Genomic DNA, 18,383 nt, shown 5'->3' with positions numbered 1-18,383 from the left:
GAGACCGGCATGACCGCGATGCCGCGGTACCGCACCGACCCGAGTCCCCAAGCGCTGGCGACCCGCCTGCGCGCACTGCGCAAGGCGAACGTCCCGGTGGCGTGCGGCGTGCACGCCGGACTCTCCGCTCCCGTCGCCACCTCGGCCCTGCACGCCCGCATCACGCACGCGGTGGCGCAGGCGTTCGTGACGGGCCGGGCGGCGGAGGTGCCCCGCTTCGAAGCTCCGCCCTCGGCCCAGTTGCGGCTGCTCACGGCCGCGAGCTGGGGTCGCCTGGACGCCGTCGGCCCGGACATGACCACGTTCCCGGTCGACCTGGCGTCCGAACTCTGGTGGCGCGTGCACGCCCGGATCCAGGGCACGTTGCGCCCCGCCGACCAGCGGGTGGCGTGCGATCTGTTGCTGCGCCTGGGATATCCGCACTCGGCGGCCGCGGTGATCGGCCTGACCGTGATCGACCCGCGCAAGCAGGTCCTCTCACCCGACCTCGCCCTCGAACAGCTGGCCGTCCTGCGTTGTCACCTCCCCTCCTCCGCCGTCGAGGCGATGGCGTTGCGCGGCGCACGATCCGGCCTGCCGGCCGAGATCCGCCGCGACCTCGCCCTGTTCGTCGTCTTCCGCAACGTCGCCCGCGGCGCCGACTCGACGTCGTTGCAAGCGGCCGCCGCCCTGGCGACCAAAGCCTCCTCCGAACTCCCGCAGCACGGCTTCGCCGCCGCGCTGCACCGAGCCCGCCTGCACCGCGCACTGGCCGCGGTGCCGTTCGTGCGCCGCGACATCGCCGAGACCCATCGCCTGCTGGGCCGGGCGGTGGAGTCGCTGACCGCGATCAAGCCCGCCGCCGACCCGGCACACTCCGCCGAGCTGGACCGGCTGGCGTGGGCCGATGAGGCCTACGCCTTGCACTCGTTCCTCGCGCGCACCCACCTCACCGTCGGCCTGAGCCAGCGAGCCCTCGGTTACACCGACGAACTCCTCGCGCTCAGCCCCGGCGACGACAGGACGTGGGCCCTGCGCGGGGACGCCCTGGCCGCGTGCGGACAGCTCGAAGCCGCCCTGGACGCCTACGGCCGCGGCATCACCCTCGGCGGCTGGGGTGCCGCCCGTGCCGCGTACCTGCGCGGGTTCGTGCTGGAACGGCTCGGGCGCGTGGCCGAGGCCGCCGAGGACTACGTGCTCTCCCAGCGGATCGACCCCACCTCGTCCGTCGTGGCGGGGCCGATCGCACCGGAAGGGGTCGGGCGCGGTCTCGTCAGCGCGCGTCGGCCGTGACGAGTAATCGAAGGTGAGCCCGCAGCCAGGTGGCTGCGGCCGGGCCGTCGGCGAACGCCGTCACGTGCGCCGCCGAGGTCTTGAGGCCCGCCCGCTGCAGGTGAGCGGCCACCTCCCGGACGCGGGTGAGCAGACTGTCCGTCAGGTGGTCGAGACCTCGGTGCGCGGCCTCGGCCAGCACCGTCAGCGCGCTGTCCACCGCGGCGCTCAACGGGTCCGACGTGGTGATGCCCGGCGCCAGCGGCTGGGGTGCCGTGTCTTTCGCCAGGTCCAGCACGACCACGCCCGTCTCGGTCTGGACGGCCAGCGGATCCACGACGAGCGTGCCCCGATGACGCCGGACGCTGCCGGTGACCGTGGCCGGGCCGGCGCGCAGGGCCGTGGCCAGGGCGTCCAGTGCGTTCGGGGCGATGGCCCGGTGGGTCGCCACCAGTGCGCACGTCGTGCCTGTGGGGGAGTGCAGCGTGGCGGTCAGGCGCTGGGCGGCCGGGTCGTAGGCCAGGTCGGTCACCTCGGTCACGCGGATCGCGCGGACCAGTTCCGCCTCCACCCGTGCACGGACCTGGCGTGGTGGCAGCTCCGCGAGGTGGGCGGCGGCTTTGTCGTAGTCGTCGATCACCAGGCCCTGCGGGAGGTGGTCCCAGGCCGTGCCGACCGGGGTGATCGACGTCTTGGCGACCCGGCTGGTCTTCAGCGTCACCGCCCGGCTCGCGTTGCGGGTGGCGGACTCGGACACGACGTTGGCCGCCGCCAGTTTCTGGCCGGTGCGCAGGGGAGTGTCGCGTTGGACCAGCACGACATCGCCTGAGGCGAAGTAGACGTCGGCTGTGTTCTCGGTGCGCAGGCGGGCGCCCAGCGCGGTGAGGCGGACTCGTTTCAGCGGGGTCTCCGCCGGTTCGTCCGGGCCCAGGATCTCGGCCCGGGGACCCGTCGCCGTGGTGCGGGCGTGCAGTTCGGTCAGCAGCGCGGCGAACTGCTCGGCCTCGTAGTCGGCGCTTCTGGTGCGGTAGGCGGCGAGTTGGGCCAGCAGGTCGGTGATCACCGCGGCCGGCCAGTGCAGGCGTTGCGCGGTGAGGTCGCGGTGCAGGCGTTGCCACGCCACGTCGAGCACCTCGCTCGCGTTCGTGGCGCCGTCCAGCAGGAGCTGGTCCAGCAGGTCGGTCACCGCGGCCAGGTCCGACGCGGTGGTGGGTGAACCGCCGACGTCGACCGTATCGGTGCCCTGCGCGTCCGCCTCCTGGAACGCCCAGACGGCCAGCGCCGTCGCCTCGTCCTTGTTGACCGCGTCGGTGTGGACGTAGGAGAGGTCGCCGGGTACCAGGAACGTGACGGTGCAGGTCGGCAGTTCCGCCTGTGCCGTCTGGTCTTCCTGGGTCGGGCGGCGGAGTTTGGCCCGGTAGCCCGCCTGGAAGGCACGGCGGGCGCGGCGCAGGGTGCGTTCGCCCATCAACGCCGCGAGCTCCGCGTCCGTCACCGCCCCTGGCGACCAGAGTTCGGTGGGGGCGCTCGACTCCTGGGTGCGCTGGTAGGCGAGGACCACGGCGATGCGGTGGCGGCAGACGCCTGTCGCGCCGCAACTGCACGGGGCCGCGTCCAGCGCCGTGCCTGGTGGCAGGGTCGTGGTGGTGCCGTCGGGGAACTTGCCCTGGACGGCACCGGACGGGTCGGTGTCGAGGGCCGGGACGACGCCCGCGTCCAGTTCCTTGACGGCACGTTTCACCAGACCCCGGTTGGCCAGCGCGGCCAGTGCGTCCGGGGTGAGTGCCAGCAGATCGGGTCTGGTCACCTGAGCTTCTCCGCAACGAATTCCGCCAGCTGGCCCGGGGTCATCGCGCCCACGTGGGCGCCGACGTTCGCGAGCCGCTGGCCCAAAGCCCTGTCGTAGTCCGGGTTCGCCTCGTCGTCCAGTGCCGCGAGGCACAGCACGTGGGTGCCCTGTTCGCACAGGTTCTTCACGGTGCGCACCAGGTTCGCCTCGCTGCCGCCCTCGTAGAAGTCGCTGATGAGCACGACGATCGAACGACGCGGGCTGTCCACGAGATTCGCGCCGTACGCGACGGCCTTCGCGATGTCCGTGCCGCCGCCCAGCTGCACCTTCATCAGCAGCTCCACCGGGTCCGTCACGTCCGAGGTCAGGTCGACCACGTTGGTGTCGAACGCGACCAGGTGCGTCCTGAGGCCCGGCAGGCCCCAGAGACAGGCCGCCGTGACCGCCGAGTGGATCACCGAGCTGGTCATCGAGCCCGACTGGTCCACCAGCAGGATCACCTGCCACTGCTCCAGGTGCCGCTTGGTGCGCGAGACGAACTTCGGGTGCTCGATCGCGAGCTTGCGCTCTTCTGGTTGGTAGCGCTGGAGGTTCGCCTTGATCGTGGAGCGGAAGTCGAAGTTGCGGGAGTTCTTGTGGATGCTCGGGCGCCGCGACTTCGTGCCGCTGAACGCCGTGCGCACCTCCGTCTTCAGCTTCTCCATCAACTGCTTCACGACCGCTTCGACGATCTTGCGCGCCAGTGCGAGCACGGCCGGGTTCATCAGGTGCTTGGTCCGCAGCACTGCGCGCAGCAACGCCGGGTTCGGCTCGATCCGTTGCAGCACTTCGGGATCGGTGACGACGTCGGTGATCTCGTAGCGTTCGACGGCGTCGCGCTCCAGGCGTTCGATGGTCTCGCGCGGGAAGAGCTGGTGCACCTCGTCGAGCCAGTCGACGGTCTGGAGCACCGAGTCCTCGTTGCCGCCGCTCCGGCGCACACCGCGTTCGGCCAGTTCGGGATCACGCCCGTAGAGCCACTCCAGCGCGGTGTCCCGCCGGGCGGCCTCGCCCTGCAGGCCGCCGGTGCAGCGCGACGCGGGTTCGCCGAGGATCAGCCGCCAGCGTTCCAGGTCCGTCATGCCAGGCCGCCCTTCACCAGCAACGCGTCCACGCGCTTCTCGATCGCCATCGCCTCCGCCACGACCATCGGGTCGACGTTCAGCCGGGTGACGCCCCGCGCGCTGCCCTCCACGCCGCGGTGGGCGAGGACGGTCGACGCGATCGTTTCCCTTTCCCTGGGCGGGAAGTAGCTGAACGCGAGCCGCAACGCGGGCAGTGCCACCAGGAACTCGTCCTCGTTCATCGCGCTGACGAGTTCGTCCAGCACCCCGACCAGTTCGGGGCTCGCCAGCACCTCCTCGCGTGCCACCGCGAACAACCCGGCGAGCCAGTCGCCGAGCGCGTCGATCGCCCGCACCTTGCGCACGTCCGGCTGACTGCCGAGCGCCCAGGCCAGCCCGAGCGCCGCGCCCCGCAGATCCGGTGGTGCCTGCGCGTCGTTGCTCACCCTCGTCGCGACACCCGTGACGTCCACGACGTCCAGCGACAGCGCCGATTTCGCGTGCAGCACGGCGTCCCTGGTCGCGGCCATCGCCTTGAGCCGGTGCGGATCGGCCGGTGCCGGACCGCCGTGCAGGCCCTCGATCAGCCACAGCACGCGTGCCGTGCCCGCGTCGATCACCGAGCCCAGCAACGGATCCCGCCTCGTGCCGAACAGCCTGTCGTGCCGCCACAACCCGAGCACACCGCTCAGCACGTGACCCAGCGCCGCCAGGTCACCGGTCTCGCGGACGCCCTCGTTGAGCGACTGCTGGACCTCGCCGGACAACGCCGAGATCCCGCACAGCACCGCGTCGAACAGGATCGTGGCGAGCTGTTCCAGCTGGGCGTCGCGCGACCGCCGTTCCAGCACCGCCCCGGCCGCTTCCTCCAGCGTGGCACCGTTCTCGGCGGCCTCGATCAACGCCGCGAGTCGTTCCTCCACCGGGCGCAACGTCCACTGCTCGTCGAACCGCGGCTTCGCGCCCTCGGACGGCCCGCTCGTGCGTTCGAAACCCGGAATCCCCAGCACCCGCAGGCGGTGCAGGATCCGGCTGCGCTCCAGCTGGCCGGCGTCGGTGAGGTCGAGCGCGACCTTGCCCTCCTGGTCGAGGCCGTGCGTGCGCAGCAACTCCTGCACGGCGTTGACCAGCGGCGGTGCGGGAGTGCTCGCGTGCAGCCGCCCGACCTTGTCGCCCCGCAGCGCCCCGATCATCTCGAGCAACGCCGGATGCGCGCCCGGCTGGAGCGTGCCGCGCCGCGTCCACGGCGGCGGTTGCGTCAGGTCCTCGGAGATCAACGCGCTGGTCAGCCCGTCGAGGACGTCCGTGCGTGCCAGGTTCTCGTGCCCGCGCAACCGCGCCAGCGCACCGGCCTGGGTGTGCGCGGCGATCAGGTCCGCCGTCGACACCGGTTGCCGGAGCCGGCGCAGCCTCGTCGCGACCGACTCGACCAGCCAGTCCGCCGCGCGCTGCGCCCCGTTCTCCCAGACCTGCTGGTAGTAGCCGGGAGACGGCATGCCCGACTGGTAGCCGGTGAAGGCGTCCAGCCGCGCGTGCGAGTACGGCACGAGATAGCTCGCGCCCCGTTCGCGTTCCGGCACCTCTGGCCACTCGGTGCCGCCGTCGAGCTGGGCCTTGAGCGCGGCGGTGTGGAAGCCACCGGTGATCACGACGACGGGCCAGTCGCCCGCGTCCGCGACCGCCGCCCGCACCCAGCGCGCCATGTACTCCTCGCGCGCCGAGTCGCCCTCGTCCGCCTGCGCCGTGCCGCGCAGCAGGTCGAAGTACTCGGCCATACCCAACGGGGCGGTCTCGCACTCGAAGAGGTGGTCCCACAACACGTCCACGTTGTCGACCGCGAACTCCTTGCACAGCCGGTCGACGACCTCGGTGTAGCGCAGCTCGGCGTCCGCGTACCTGTTGCTCACGCCGCGGAACGCCTCGTGCCACGCGGGCAGGTCGATGAACCTCACCTCGGCGCCGACCCGGCGTGCCTCGGTGATCGCCACCCACTCCGGCGAGTAGTCGCAGAACGGCGACCACGACGCGTGCTGGTCGGAATAGCTGAACAACGCGACGGGCAACTCGTGCCCGAGCAGCAGCTCGTCGATGCGCTCGTTGAAGTCCGCGGGACCTTCGATGAGCACGTACGCCGGCTGCTGCTCGTCGATCGTGGCGGCGACCAGCCGGGCACAGGCGGGACTGTGGTGCCGGACGCCGACGAACACGGCCCCCATCAGCCGGGCAGCAGGTGCCGGGCGCGGTGCAGCTCCTGCCACTGCTTGCCCTTGCGCCGCGACGCGTGCTGCTCCAGATAACGGCGCAACCGCGCCAGGTCCTCCGCGTTGTCCTTCGCCGCCGTGCCCGCGAGGCACTCGACGACGTCCGCCGCCGAACCGACCTCACCGCGCAGGAACCAGCCGCGCAACCCGACCGCGTGCGCCACCGACACCGCCTCGGCCGTGCTCATCACCGTGGTCAGCCGGTCGCCGCCCTCGCGCAGGTCGCGGAACGTGCGCACGAGCACCTCCAGCACGTCCCGCTTCGGCGCGAGCTCCACCCCGGACTTCGCCAGCAGCTTCGCCGCCTCCTGCTCGACCAGCGCCAGCTCGGTGTCGAAGTCGGCGATCGGGAACACCGTCTCGAAGTTGAACCGCCGCTTGAGCGCGGCGCTCATCTCGTTCACGCCCCGGTCCCGCGTGTTCGCCGTGGCGATCACGTTGAACCCGTCCTGCGCGAACACCATGCCGTCCGGGCCGTTGAGCTCACCGATCGCCATCACCCGGTCCGACAGCATCGACAGCATGCAGTCCTGGACCTCGAGCGGGCAGCGGGTGATCTCCTCGAACCGCACGATCTTGCCCTCGGCCATCCCGCGCAGCATCGGCGCCGGCACGAGCGAGCGCGGCGACGGCCCCTCGGCCACCAGCAACGCGTAGTTCCACGAGTACTTGATCTGGTCCTCGGTCGTGGCCGCGCCGCCCTGGATCGTCAGCGTCGACTCACCGCACACCGCCGCCGCGATCAGCTCGGACAGCAACGACTTCGCCGTGCCCGGCTCGCCGACCAGCATCAGGCCGCGGCTGGTCGCGAGCGTCACCAGCGCCCGGTCCACGAGGGACGGATCGCCCACGAACTTCTTGCTGATCTTGGCCTTGTCGTCGCCCACCACGAACTTGCGCGCGGCTTCGAGGCTCAACGCCCAGCCGGGCGGCTTGGGCGCGGTGTCACCGTCGCGCAGCCGCGCGAGCTCGTCGGCGTAGCGGACCTCGGCGGGAGGGCGCTGCATCGTCTGCGTGCTGGTCATGACTGCAAGGACTCCAGTTCGGAGAGGAGTTCGGAGAGGGTGATCGGGTCGACCGGGAGCGAGTCCGGCGCGTCCTTGGGCGCCGACCACGTGCCGTGACCGTTGGGGGAGAACCACATGTCGCTGAACCCGACCTCGGGGAACACGTCCATGGCGCCCACCGCGATGCCGGGCTCCAGCGACGCGACGAGCGCGCTACCGCCGGGGAACGGCCGGGTCATCCAGCACTCGACGCCCGCGTCCTGCGGGGCGCCGCGCACCCAGCCCCGCTTGGTGAGACCGAGGAGCTTGCCGATCGGGTACGGGGTGGTGCAGAACTTCTTGAGCAGCGGCAGGAGCGCCTCAGCCTCGGGCACCAGGTGGACCGGGCGGCCCAGCTGCGGGAACGGTTGCAGGATCTCGTAGTCCGCGAACACCTCACCCCACGCCGCGGCGGTGTCGTCGCCGTGCAGGTCGACCGCGTGCGCGACGCGGACCGTCGCGGTCTCCGGGAGCGTGAACTCGTCGTCGTTCGCGTCGGCCAGGGTGCGGTCCTCGGCCAGGCGGAAGGTGGCGCCCTCCTCGGTGATCCACACCAGCCGGCGCACCAGGTGCCACAGCAGCGGGTGCGCGGCGAGGACCGTCTGGAACTCCTCCGCCGACCACGTGCGCTGGTCGACCATGGCCCGTTCGAGGCGCTGGATCTGGTCGGCCGCGACCGTGCGGACGTCCTTCTTCAGCGCGGCGAAGCGCTTGTGCTCCAGCGGCGCCTGGTCCTCGTCGTCCTTCACGCCCGGCTTCGGGAGGTCCTTGCGGCGCTTGCCGTCCGGGTCCAGCACGAACGGCTTGAGTTGCTCGTCGAACCCGACGGTGAACTGGCGGGGGCCGTAGTCGATCACCAGCGTCGCCGCGTCGTCGAGGCCGAGGCGCGGGACGAGCCGGTCGGAGAGCTGGTCGCGCGACAGGCCGAGTTCGGCCGCGATCTGCGCGACCTTCTCCTGCGCCTTGGTCTTGAGGCCCTTGAACGGCACCTTCTCGGCGATGCTGTTGAGGTGGGACAGCGCCACCTCGGTGCCGATCTCGGCGAGCACGTCGAGACCCGTGACGGCCCGCGCGTGCTGGCTCTCGCCGGGCCAGTTGCGGATCAGCGGCGAGAGCCTGCGGACGGTCTCGTCGTCGCCGAACCAGCCGAGCGCGGCGAGCGCCCAGTTCTCCTTCGACGGCGCGCCACCCTGTTCCCACGCCTTGAAGACGGCCCACGCGAACTCGGCGAGACTCGCGGGATCGAGCGCCTCGCGGACGATCGGCAGTCCGGCGTACAGCTCGCCGGGCTTGGACAACGCGGCCGTCATCAGCAGGTGGCTCGTCGCCTCCACCGGCAGCGCGTGCTTGCGGTCCGCCAGCAGGACCTGCGGCAGCAGCCGGGTGTCCGCCCACTCGCCGATCACCGGCAGCCTCGCGGGCAGCAGGTCGATCGGGTCGACCGACAGGACCACGTCGATCGCCGCCTCGGCCCCGCACTCCTTCGCGACGGCCGCCACGTCGACACCGACGTTGTTGTGCAGGTGCCGCAACGCCGCCTCGGCGTTGCGGCGCGGAACGCCCGCCTTGCCCGACGCCGCCGGGATCAGCAGCCGCGTGGCCTGCTCGCGGTGCCGGGCGAGCCACTCGACACCCCACCGGCGTGCCTGCTTGGTGCGGGCGAACCAGTCGGCCATCTGCGTGGCGACCTCGGCCGTGGCGAACGGCATCAGCACGCCGCCGGTCCCCGCGGGCGCGCTCTGGGTGTGCCTGACGAGCGCCGGAGCGGCGTCGACCCCGAACCGGGCGGCGATGTTCTTGCCCCAGTCCTCGACGCCGTAGCTGTAGTTGGGCGTCCAGTCCCGCACCAGGTGCCGCACCGCGTCGTCCGGCGCGAGCAGGAACAGGTCGTTGTCGTAGTAGCCGATCGTGCCGGCCTCGTACTCCTTGAGGAGCTTGCGCCAGTCGTGGTGGTCCTGCAGCCACTCCGCGCCGGCCGTGAGCCACTCCTCGCGCTCACCCTCGCGCCACGAGACCTCGTCCTGCGGCATCGGGACGTCCGGCAGCACCACGGGCTTCACCGGCTTCTTGCGGTGCAGCCACGGCGGCGCGACGAGCAGGGCCGGGATCTGCTCGTGGGATGCCTCCGGCAGGACCGCAGGGCCGGACGAGGCGATCAGCTCGGCCACGTCTTCGGGCACCTCGAGGTGCGGGTTCGACATGAGGTGGGCCTGGAACAACGTGCGGACTTCCTTGTCCTGCACTCGTGCCGCCATCAGGCGCGCGGCCCGCCGGGGGAACGCCGCCATCGCCTGGATGACCGCGGGCCGCACGAACTTCCCGTCCAACCGGTCGAGCAGGATCGTGAAGGCCTCGTCGGTCGGCAGCGCCGCCAGCACCTTCAACGCCTGCTTGCGGCCGTCCGCGCGCTGGTAGTAGCCGTCGCCGTCGATCTCCGCGGCGAGCATCGGCGCGACGGCCGGGCCCAGCACGTAGACGGCTGTGTAGAGCAGGCCCGCCGACATCAGGATGGACTCGTCGGCCTTCTCGAAGTCCTTCACCGTGCGCGCGCTGCTCGGCAGCATCCACCACCGGCTGGGCGAGTAGTTCTGCTTGCGGTACTGCTTGAACCAGTCCGCCCGCTCGGGCATCAGGTACGCCCGCAGTTCCTTCTCCTGCTTCGACTCGTCGAGCTTCTCCAGCGCGGCCTCGGCGGCCTTGCGCTCGGTCTCGTCCGCCGTGGCGATCGCGTACCGGACTGCCGTCAGCAGCTGGCCCTCCGGATCGGACAGCGAGGTGCGGAAGCCGTCCTTCTCGTACTGGAGGCAGATGTTGGTCCACTTGCCGCGCTTCTGGTTCCACTGCTCGGAGAACGTGACACCCATGAGCTGCACCGCCGCGGTCGCCGCGAACGCGAGGCCGTGGTCGGCGATCCAGGCGTGCACCGCCGGAGCGCCGGGCTTGATGACGGCGGCGATGGCGGCGGCGCCCAGCGGGTTGGGCTTGGCGGCGAGGTGCTCGCGGGCGGCGGCGACCAGTTCCGGCTTGGAGCCCTTGACGGTGAGGGCGCGCTCGACGGCCTCGGCCTGGTCGACGATCTGCTGGCGGGCCTGGGCGGCCTTGGCGGGGTCGACTTCGAACTCGGGGGCCGGCGTGAAGCCGCGCTGGCGGATGACGTCGCGCAGCCAGGCCTTCGGGAAGGACCAGGAGTCCTCGTCGAGGACCGGATCTGCGGCGGGGGCTTCGGGAGTGGGGGAGACGGCGGTGCCGAGGGAGGCAGCGGTGCCCGCGGGCTTGACGGCTGAGGCGAGGTCAGCGGTGGCGGCGGTCGTGGTGCTTGCGGGCGTGACGGCGGAGGCCGGGCCGGTCGAGGCGGCGGCTGTGGCGGGCGCGGTGCCTGCGGGCGTCGCGGGTGCGCCTGTTTGCGGTCTGTAGCCCTTCTTCTCCTTTTCTGCCACCAGTTTGGCCACGTGAGCGGTGGCCGCCTCGGCCGAGGTCAGCTCTTTCGTCTGGGTCTGGCCGGAGGTGCCCAGCCGTCCGAACCGGACTGTCACCGTCGTGCCGTCCTGCTCGATCTCCCAGAACTTCGCGGAGCCGTCCGCGACGAGTTCCCACCTGCGCACTGCTGTACCTCCTGGGGCCACACAAGGGAGTTGGTGTTGTGCACGGGACGTTACTCAGGGGGTCTGACAATTCTTTAGGGTCAGGTTAAAGAGCTGTTCAGACCCCCTGAGTCGCCTCGCTACTGCTGGAGTGACTCCAGTTCGGACAGGATCTCCGAGGCCGTGATGGCGTCGGCGGTGACGGCGTCGGGCTTGTCGCCCTGGCGGGAGTTCCAGTAGCCGTGGCCCGTGCTGGAGAACCAGAGTTCGGTGAACTTGACCTCCGGGAAGACGTCGATCGCGCCCACCGCGATGCCGGGGTCGAGGGAGGCGACCAGGGCGCCTCCCGTCGGCAGGGGACGGGTGATCCAGCACTCGACGCCGCCGTCCTGCGGTTCGCCGCGGATCCAGCCCTTCTTGGTGAGGCTGAGGATCTTGCCGATCGGGTGGTCGACGTCGCAGTACTTCTTCAGGTGCGTCAGGAGGTCCTCGTCCTGGGGGACCAGGTGCAGCGGGCGGCCCAGTTGCGGGAACGGCTGGAGGATCTCGTAGTCGGCGAACACCTCGCCCCAGGCTTCGAGGTCTGCCCGGAGGTCGACCGGGTGGGCCACGCGGACCGTGGTGTCGGTGGGGAGGGTGTACTCGTCGTCGTTCGCGTCGGCGAGGGTGCGGTCTTCGGCCAGGCGGAAGGTGTTGCCCTCGGCGGTGATCCAGACCAGGCGGCGGACGATGTGCCAGAGCAGCGGGTGTCCGGCCAGGACGGTGTGGAACTCCTCGGCGGTCCAGGTGCGCTGGTCGACCATGGCGCGTTCCAGGCGGTGGATCTGGTCCGCCGCCACGGCCCGGACGTCCTTCTTCAGCGCGGTGAAGCGCTTGTGCTCCAGCGGGGCCTGGTCCTGGTCGTCCTTGGCGCCTGGTTTGGGGAGGTCCTTGCGGCGCTTGCCGTCCGGGTCCTGGACGTAGGGCTTGAGCTGTTCGTCGAAGCCGACGGTGAACTGGCGGGAGCCGTAGTCGATCACCAGGGTGGCGGCGTCGTCGAGGCCGAGACGGGGGACCAGGCGGTCGGCGAGCTGGTCCCGGGAGAGGCCCAGTTCGTCGGCGATCTGGGTGACCTTCTCCTGGGCCTTCGTCTTGAGGCCCTTGAACTTCACCTTCTCCGCGATGCTGTTCAGGTGCGCGAGCGCGACCTCGGTGCCGATGTCGGCCAGGACGTCGAGGCCCGTCACCGCCCTGGTGTGCTGGCTCTCGCCCGGCCAGGCGCGGATCAGCGGGGAGAGCCTGCGCACGGTCTCGTCGTCACCGAACCAGCCGAGCGCGGTGAGCGCCCAGCCTTCCTTCGACGGGGCGCCGACTTCCTGCCAGCGCTGGAACAACGCCCACGCGAACTCGGCGAGGGAGTCGGGGTCCAGGGCTTCGCGGGCGATGGTCAGGCCTGCGTAGACGTCGCCGGGCTTGGACAGCGCGGCCGTCATGACGAGGCTGTGGGCGGCCTCGGCGGGCAGCGCCTGCTTGCGGTCGCGGAGCAGGACCTGGGGCAGGTGGCGGGGGTCCGTCCACTCGCCGAGCACCGGCATCTTGGCGGGCAGCACGTCCACCGGGTCGATGGCCAGGAACGCGCGCACGGCGTCCGCGGCGGCCTCGTTCGGGGCTGCCGCGACCACGTCGACGCCGAGGGCGTGCAGGTGGCGGAGCGCGGTCTCGGCGTTGCGGCGGGCGGCACCCGGCTTCCCCACCGCGGCGGGGATGAGGAAGCGCGCCGCCTGCTCGCGATGGCGGGTGAGCCAGCCGATCGCGACCTTGCGGACCTGCTTGAGGCGCACCAGCCAGTCGGCCATCAGCGCGGCCACCTCGGGCGTCGCGTACGGCGCCACCACGGCGGCGACGGCCGAGTTGCGTTCCACGATCTTGAGCAGAGGCGGCAGCGCGTCGAAGCCGAACTTCGACGACAGGCGCCTGCCCACGGTCTCGGCGCTCCAGCCCAGGTTGGGCGTCCAGTCCGCGAGCAGGTGCCGCACCTCCTCCTCGGGCGCGCCGATGAGCAGGTCCGCCATGCGGTAGCCGATCCGGCCGACCTTGAACTCCGCCAGCCAGTGCTGCCACGTCTTGTAGGGGTGCGTGTCCCAGTGGCCGTCCTTCAGCCACTCCTCGCGCTCGCCCGGCAGCCACGTGATCGACGGGGCGGGCACAGGAACGTCCGGCACCACCACCGGCTTGGGTTGCGGCTTGCGGTCCACCCACGGCGGTGAGGCCAGGACTGGCGGCAGTGCGTCTCGCGGCGCGTCCGGCAAGGTGACGATCTCGACCGCGACGAAGCCCTCGGGCGCTTCGAGATGCGGGAACGTCTTCAGGTGCACGCTGAGGAGCCGGCGCAGGTCGGCGTTGGTCGCGCGGTCGCCCAGAAGCCTTGCGGCACGGGCCGGGAAGGCCGCCATCATGGTGAGCAGCGCCGGCCGCACGTACTTGCCGTCGAGCCGGTCGAGCACGATCTTGAACGCCTCGTCGGTCGGCAGCGCGGCGAGCACCTTCAGCACCTGCTTGCGGTTGTCCGCGCGCTGGTACTCCTCGTCGAGAGCGGCGGCGAGCAACGGCGCGATCGCCGGCCCCAGCACGTACAGCGCCGTGTAGAGGATCGCGGTGCTGTTGGTCAGCGAGGAGTCGGACGTCTCGAACTCCTCGTACGTGCTCGCGCTCAGCGGGAGCATCCACCAGCGCGTGCCCGTGTGTGGCGTCCGGCAGCCCTCCTGGAACCAGTCGGGCCTGCCGGGCAACAGGAACCCGCGCACCAGCTTCGCGTTCGGTTCGTCGAGGTCGCCGAGCTTCGTCAGAACGGCCTCGGCGGCGTCGCGCTCGTCGTCGGAGGCGAGGGCGAGCGCGTACCGGACGGCCCTGAGCATCTTGCCCTCCACATCGGACTGGATGATGTGGAAGTAGCCGCCGCGCCAGGCCAGGCGCTCGGGGCCGTACGCGCTCTGCTGCGAGAGCCAGGTCGGGCCGGACAGCAGCCGCATGTACTCGACGGTGGCTTCCGTCGCGAAGACCAGGCCGTGGTCGGCGATCCAGGCGTGCACGGACTGCTCGCCCGAGTCGATCATGGCCGCCACCGCTGCCGCGCCCGTGGGGTTCGGCGGGCCGGCCAGGTGGGCGCGGGTGGCCTCGACGATGTCGGTGGCGGACTCCGGTTCGGTCAGGATCCGCTCGATGGTCGTCTCTTGTTGCTTGACCTGTCGGCGGCGGGCTTCCTCGGCCAGTGCCGGGTCCACGGAGAACTCCGGGGCCGGGTGGAAGCCGCGTTGGCGGGTGACGTCGCGGAGCCACGCCTTGGGCATGACCCAGGCGTCTTCGTCGTGGGTGGGGACGGCGGTGTGTTCGGTGGGGGAGGGCTGCTCGGTGGTGGGCTCGGAGGCGGGCTGAGTCGGGGAGGCCACCGGGGTGTAGCCCTTCTTCTCCTTCTCTGCCACCAGTTTCGCGGCGTGCGCCTCGGCTGCCTCGGGGGTGGCCAGGTCCTTGGTCTGGGTCTGGCCGTTCGTGTCCAGCCGTCCGAAGCGGACGGTGACCGACGTGCCGGCCTGGTCGATCTCCCAGAACTTCGCCGCGTTGCCCGAGACGAGCTCCCACCTGCGCACTGACTGCTCCTTGCTTCTGGTCCGGGGTGTGGCTTCGGCGGCGCCGAGCCGGTCTGACGTTGGAGGCCGATCAACCGTTCCCGCGATCACGCGTGGAGTGATTCCAGTTCCGCGAGGAGTTCGGAGGCGGTCACCTCGTTCACCTCGAACGTGCTCGGAGTGCCTTCTCGCGGGGCGCCCCAGGCACCTTCGCCGGTGGCGTCGAACCAGAGTTCGCTGAACTTCTGCTCCGGATCCATGTCGATCATGCCGACCGTGATGCCGGGTTCGAGCGTGGCCACCAGGGCGCCGCCGGAGGGCAGCGGGCGGGTCATCCACGGTTCGGTGCCGTTGTCCTGGGGCTGGCAGCGCTGCCAGCCTCGTTTGGTGAGGCCCAGGACCTTGCCGACGGGGACGTCCCGGTTGAGGTACTTGTCCAGCTGCGGGATGACGTCGCCCGGTGCGAACGAGTGGGTGGCGCGGCCCAGTTGGGGGAACGGCTGGAGGAGTTCGTAGTCCGCGAAGAGCTGGCCCCAGGCTTCGAGGGAACTGGCCAGGTGGACGGGGTGGGCCAGGCGGACGGTGGCGGTCTGCGGGAGGGTGTACTCGTCGTCGTGCTCGTCGGCGAGCGTGGTGTCCTCGGCCAGGCGGAAGGACTTGCCGGTGTCCGTGATCCACACCAGGCGGCGGGCCAGGTGGGAGAGCAACGGGTGGCCGGCCAGGACGGTGTGGAACTCCTCGGCGGTCCAGGTGCGCTGGTCGACCATCGAGCGTTCGAGGCGGTGGATCTGGTCCGCGGAGATGGAGCGGACGTCCTTCTTCAACGTCGCGAACCGTTTGTGCTCCTGCGGCGCCAGGTCCTGGTCGTCCTTGGCGCCTGGTTTGGGGAGGTCCTTGCGGCGCTTGCCGTCCGGGTCCTGGACGTAGGGCTTGAGTTGTTCGTCGAAGCCCACCGTGAACTGGCGGGGGCCGTAGTCGATCACCAGGGTCGCCGCGTCGTCGAGGCCGAAGCGGGGGACCAGGCGGTCGGAGAGCTGGTCGCGGGACAGGCCCAGGGCGGCGGCGATGTCCGTGACCTTCTCCTGCGCCTTCGTCTTGAGGCCCTTGAACTTCACGCGTTCCGCGATGCTGTTGAGGGCCGTCAGCGCCGACTCGCTGCCGATCTGGGCGAGCACGTCGAGGGCGGCCACCGCGCGGGCGTGCTGGGCCTCGCCCGGCCAGAGGCGGATCAGCGGGGCGAGACGGCGCACCGTCTCGTCGTCCCCGAACCAGCCGAGCGCGGCCAGCACCCAGCTGTCCTTCGCCGGCGCGCTCACGTCGAGCCAGCGGCCGAACAACGCCCAGCCGAACTCCGCGAGCGACGTGCGGTCGCATCCCTCGACGGCGAGCGGCAGACCGGGGTAGACAGCGTCCTGTTTGGACAGCGCCGCCGTCGTGAGGAGGTTCCTGGTGGCGGCCGCAGACAGTGCGCCGGAGCCGTCGGCCAGCAGCACCTGCGGCAGCGGTGCGACGTCGGCCCAGGCGCCGATCGCCGGCAGCTTCGCGGGGAGGACGTCGAGGGGATCGACCTCGATCAGCGTCTGGAGCGCTGCGCCCGCCTCGGGGCTGTGCGCGAGGGCGACGACGTCGACGCCGATCTCCAGGTGCAGGTGGCGCAGGGCGAACTCGGCGTTGCGCCGGGCCGGACCGGCCGGACCCAGGGCGGCGGGCAGAAGGAGGTGCGCGGCCTGCTCGCGGTGCCGGGCGAGCCACGAGACGGCGAACGCGCGGGCGGTCTTGAGGCGCACGAACCAGTCCGCCATCAGAGCCGCCACCTCCGGCGTGGCGTAGGGGAGCAGCACGACGCCGGAGACGTGCGGGTTGCCCGCGGCCAGGCGCAGCATGGGCGGCAGGGCGTCGAGTTCGAAGCGGGCGGTGATGCGCCTGCCCCAGCCTTCGCTGCCCCACGTGTCGGCTGGAGTCCAGCCGGCCAGCAGCGGGCGCGCCAGCTCTTCCGGGGCGCTCTCGAACAGACTGTGGTCGTTGCGGGTGGGGTAACGGCCCTCGCGCATCTTCGCGGTCAGTGGTTCCCAGTCGCTGTGGCGGGCGGTCCACCAGCCCTTCATCGCGAGCCACTCGTCGCGCTCGCCCGGCAGCCAGGTCAGGGTGGGGGCGGGGACCGGGAGATCGCGCAGCACCAAGGGTTTCGGCTGCGGGCGGCGGTGGAGCCACGGGGGTGTGGCGAGTACCTGCGGCAGCGCTTCGGCCGGTGCGTCCAGGACCCGCGCGGGGATGACCTCGGCGAGGAGTTCCAGGCCGCGCTGGGTGGAGGCGGCGTGGGCGGGGAGTGCGACGGCGGCGTGGGCGGGGGCCGGGTCGGTGGGGAGTTCGGTACCCGGGTGGGTGGGGATGGTGTTGGCGGGGAGTTCGGGACTCGGCTGGGCAAGGGTGGGGTTGGCTGCGGGGAGTTCGAAGCCGGGGCGGGTGAGCACGTGGGCGCGGAGGAGGTTGCGGACGTCTGCGTCTTTGGCTGCTCGTGGTGCCATCAGGCGCAGGGCTCGGGCCGGGAAGCGTTCGATCGCCGAGACCAGGGCCGGGCGCACGTTTCGTTCGTGCAGACGGCTCAACAGCATCAGGAACGCTTCGTCGGTCGGCAGGGCCGCCAGGACGTCCAGTGCCCGCTGGCGGTTGTCGCCCGTCCAGTCGCTCTTCGCCCGTAGTTCCGCGTCGAGCAGTTGCGCCACCTCGGTGCCCAGGACGTACGTCGCCGTGTAGACGCTCGCCTCCCGCCAGAGCAGGTTGCCGTTCGTGCACTCCTTGAAGTCCTCGAGGGTGGTCGCGGACGCGTGGATGAGCCAGTCCGGGGCGTTCGACTTCACGGCCTCGGCGAACCAGTCCGCGCGGGACGGTGCCAGGAAGGCGCGGGCGGCCTGGACGAACCAGTTCGGGTCCAGGCTTTCCAGCGCTGCCACGGCTTCTGTGAACGTCGCTTCGTCGGCGGCGGCCAGGGCGGTGCGGACGTCGGTCAGTGTCTTGGCGTCGAGCGAGTCGTCGCGGCCGGAGCGGGGGAGGTAGATCATCATGCCCCGGTGGGGGCTGCTCACGGTGGAGAGGTGCACGGCCGCCGCGGCGGCGAACGGGAGGCCGTGGTCCTCGATCCAGCAGTGGACCGGGGAGAGGTCGTGCTCCTGGCCGATCAGCTTGAGCAGTACTGCGGCGCCCAGCGGGTCGGGGGTGCCGCCGTGGTGCTTCTCCAACGCCCGCAGGAGTTCCGACTCGTGATCGCCTGACGTCAGGGCTTCTTCGATCTTCGCGGCGTTGGCCGCCACGTGGTCGCGCAGCCGTTGCGCCTGGGCCTGGTCGACGGTGAAGGTCGGCACGGGGCGGACGTCGCGGCGGCGCCGGGCCTTCGCCAGCCACTCGGCCGGCATGATCCACGTGTCCTCGTCGGGGAGGGACGGGGGATCGGCCGGTGCGGTGGTGGGGGCCGCGGGTGCGGGGGCTGCGGCGGTGACGGACTGGTAGCCCTTCTTCTCCTTTTCGGCCACCAGTTTCGCCACGTGGGCGGTGGCGGCCGACTCGGAGGCGAGCTCCTTGGTCTGGGTCTGGCCGGCGGCGCCCAACCGTCCGAAGCGGACAGTCACCGAGTTGGCGCTCTGGGTCACTTCCCAGAACTTCGCCGTGCCACCGGAGACGAGCTCCCACCTGCCCACCGCAAGACCCCCTGAGGTCGATCTGGAACCGATGTCCAGGACCGTACCCAGGGGGTCT

8 protein-coding genes are annotated in these 18,383 nt (G+C 71.3%); 1 reads left to right on the top strand and 7 read right to left on the bottom strand.

Annotated elements, in window-relative coordinates; genetic code table 11:
• Nucleotides 1-9: 9 nt before the first annotated feature.
• The gene (locus tag JNUCC0626_RS16860) at nt 10-1,272 is read left to right on the top strand and encodes a hypothetical protein (protein WP_394620709.1); all 1,263 of its coding nucleotides are present in this window, start codon (nt 10-12) and stop codon (nt 1,270-1,272) included.
• On the opposite strand, the gene JNUCC0626_RS16855 is transcribed toward JNUCC0626_RS16860, so the two are convergent.
• The 7 genes from JNUCC0626_RS16855 to JNUCC0626_RS16825 all read right to left on the bottom strand — a co-directional run bounded on the left by JNUCC0626_RS16855 (nt 1,253) and on the right by JNUCC0626_RS16825 (nt 18,325).
• Nucleotides 1,253-3,058 (bottom strand): hypothetical protein, encoded by a 1,806-nt coding sequence (locus JNUCC0626_RS16855; protein ID WP_394620708.1) that lies wholly within the window; start codon nt 3,056-3,058, stop codon nt 1,253-1,255. The genes JNUCC0626_RS16860 and JNUCC0626_RS16855 overlap by 20 nt on opposite strands.
• Nucleotides 3,055-4,161: a VWA domain-containing protein gene (locus JNUCC0626_RS16850; RefSeq protein WP_394620707.1), complete on the bottom strand. Its 1,107-nt coding sequence runs from the start codon at nt 4,159-4,161 to the stop codon at nt 3,055-3,057. The genes JNUCC0626_RS16855 and JNUCC0626_RS16850 overlap by 4 nt, the downstream gene beginning before the upstream one ends.
• Nucleotides 4,158-6,401 carry a DUF5682 family protein gene (locus JNUCC0626_RS16845; protein ID WP_394620706.1) on the bottom strand — a complete coding sequence of 748 codons (2,244 nt, stop codon included), beginning with the start codon at nt 6,399-6,401 and terminating at the stop codon, nt 4,158-4,160. The genes JNUCC0626_RS16850 and JNUCC0626_RS16845 overlap by 4 nt, the downstream gene beginning before the upstream one ends.
• The gene (locus JNUCC0626_RS16840) at nt 6,359-7,429 is read right to left on the bottom strand and encodes an ATP-binding protein (RefSeq protein ID WP_394620705.1); all 1,071 of its coding nucleotides are present in this window, start codon (nt 7,427-7,429) and stop codon (nt 6,359-6,361) included. The genes JNUCC0626_RS16845 and JNUCC0626_RS16840 overlap by 43 nt, the downstream gene beginning before the upstream one ends.
• Nucleotides 7,426-11,052, bottom strand: coding sequence for a DUF4132 domain-containing protein (locus JNUCC0626_RS16835; protein WP_394620704.1), 3,627 nt, complete (start codon nt 11,050-11,052; stop codon nt 7,426-7,428). Before JNUCC0626_RS16835 ends, JNUCC0626_RS16840 begins: the two co-directional genes overlap by 4 nt.
• Nucleotides 11,053-11,171: 119 nt before the next feature.
• The gene (locus tag JNUCC0626_RS16830) at nt 11,172-14,654 is read right to left on the bottom strand and encodes a WGR and DUF4132 domain-containing protein (RefSeq protein WP_394620703.1); all 3,483 of its coding nucleotides are present in this window, start codon (nt 14,652-14,654) and stop codon (nt 11,172-11,174) included.
• Between the two features lie 86 nt (nt 14,655-14,740).
• Nucleotides 14,741-18,325: a DUF4132 domain-containing protein gene (locus JNUCC0626_RS16825; RefSeq protein WP_394620702.1), complete on the bottom strand. Its 3,585-nt coding sequence runs from the start codon at nt 18,323-18,325 to the stop codon at nt 14,741-14,743.
• Nucleotides 18,326-18,383 lie beyond the last annotated feature (58 nt).

The sequence above is a fragment of the Lentzea sp. JNUCC 0626 genome (genome assembly GCF_043632865.1).
Taxonomy (GTDB): domain Bacteria; phylum Actinomycetota; class Actinomycetes; order Mycobacteriales; family Pseudonocardiaceae; genus Lentzea.
Note: the sequence above shows the minus strand (reverse complement) of the source record. Positions and strands in the feature narration are given on the sequence as shown.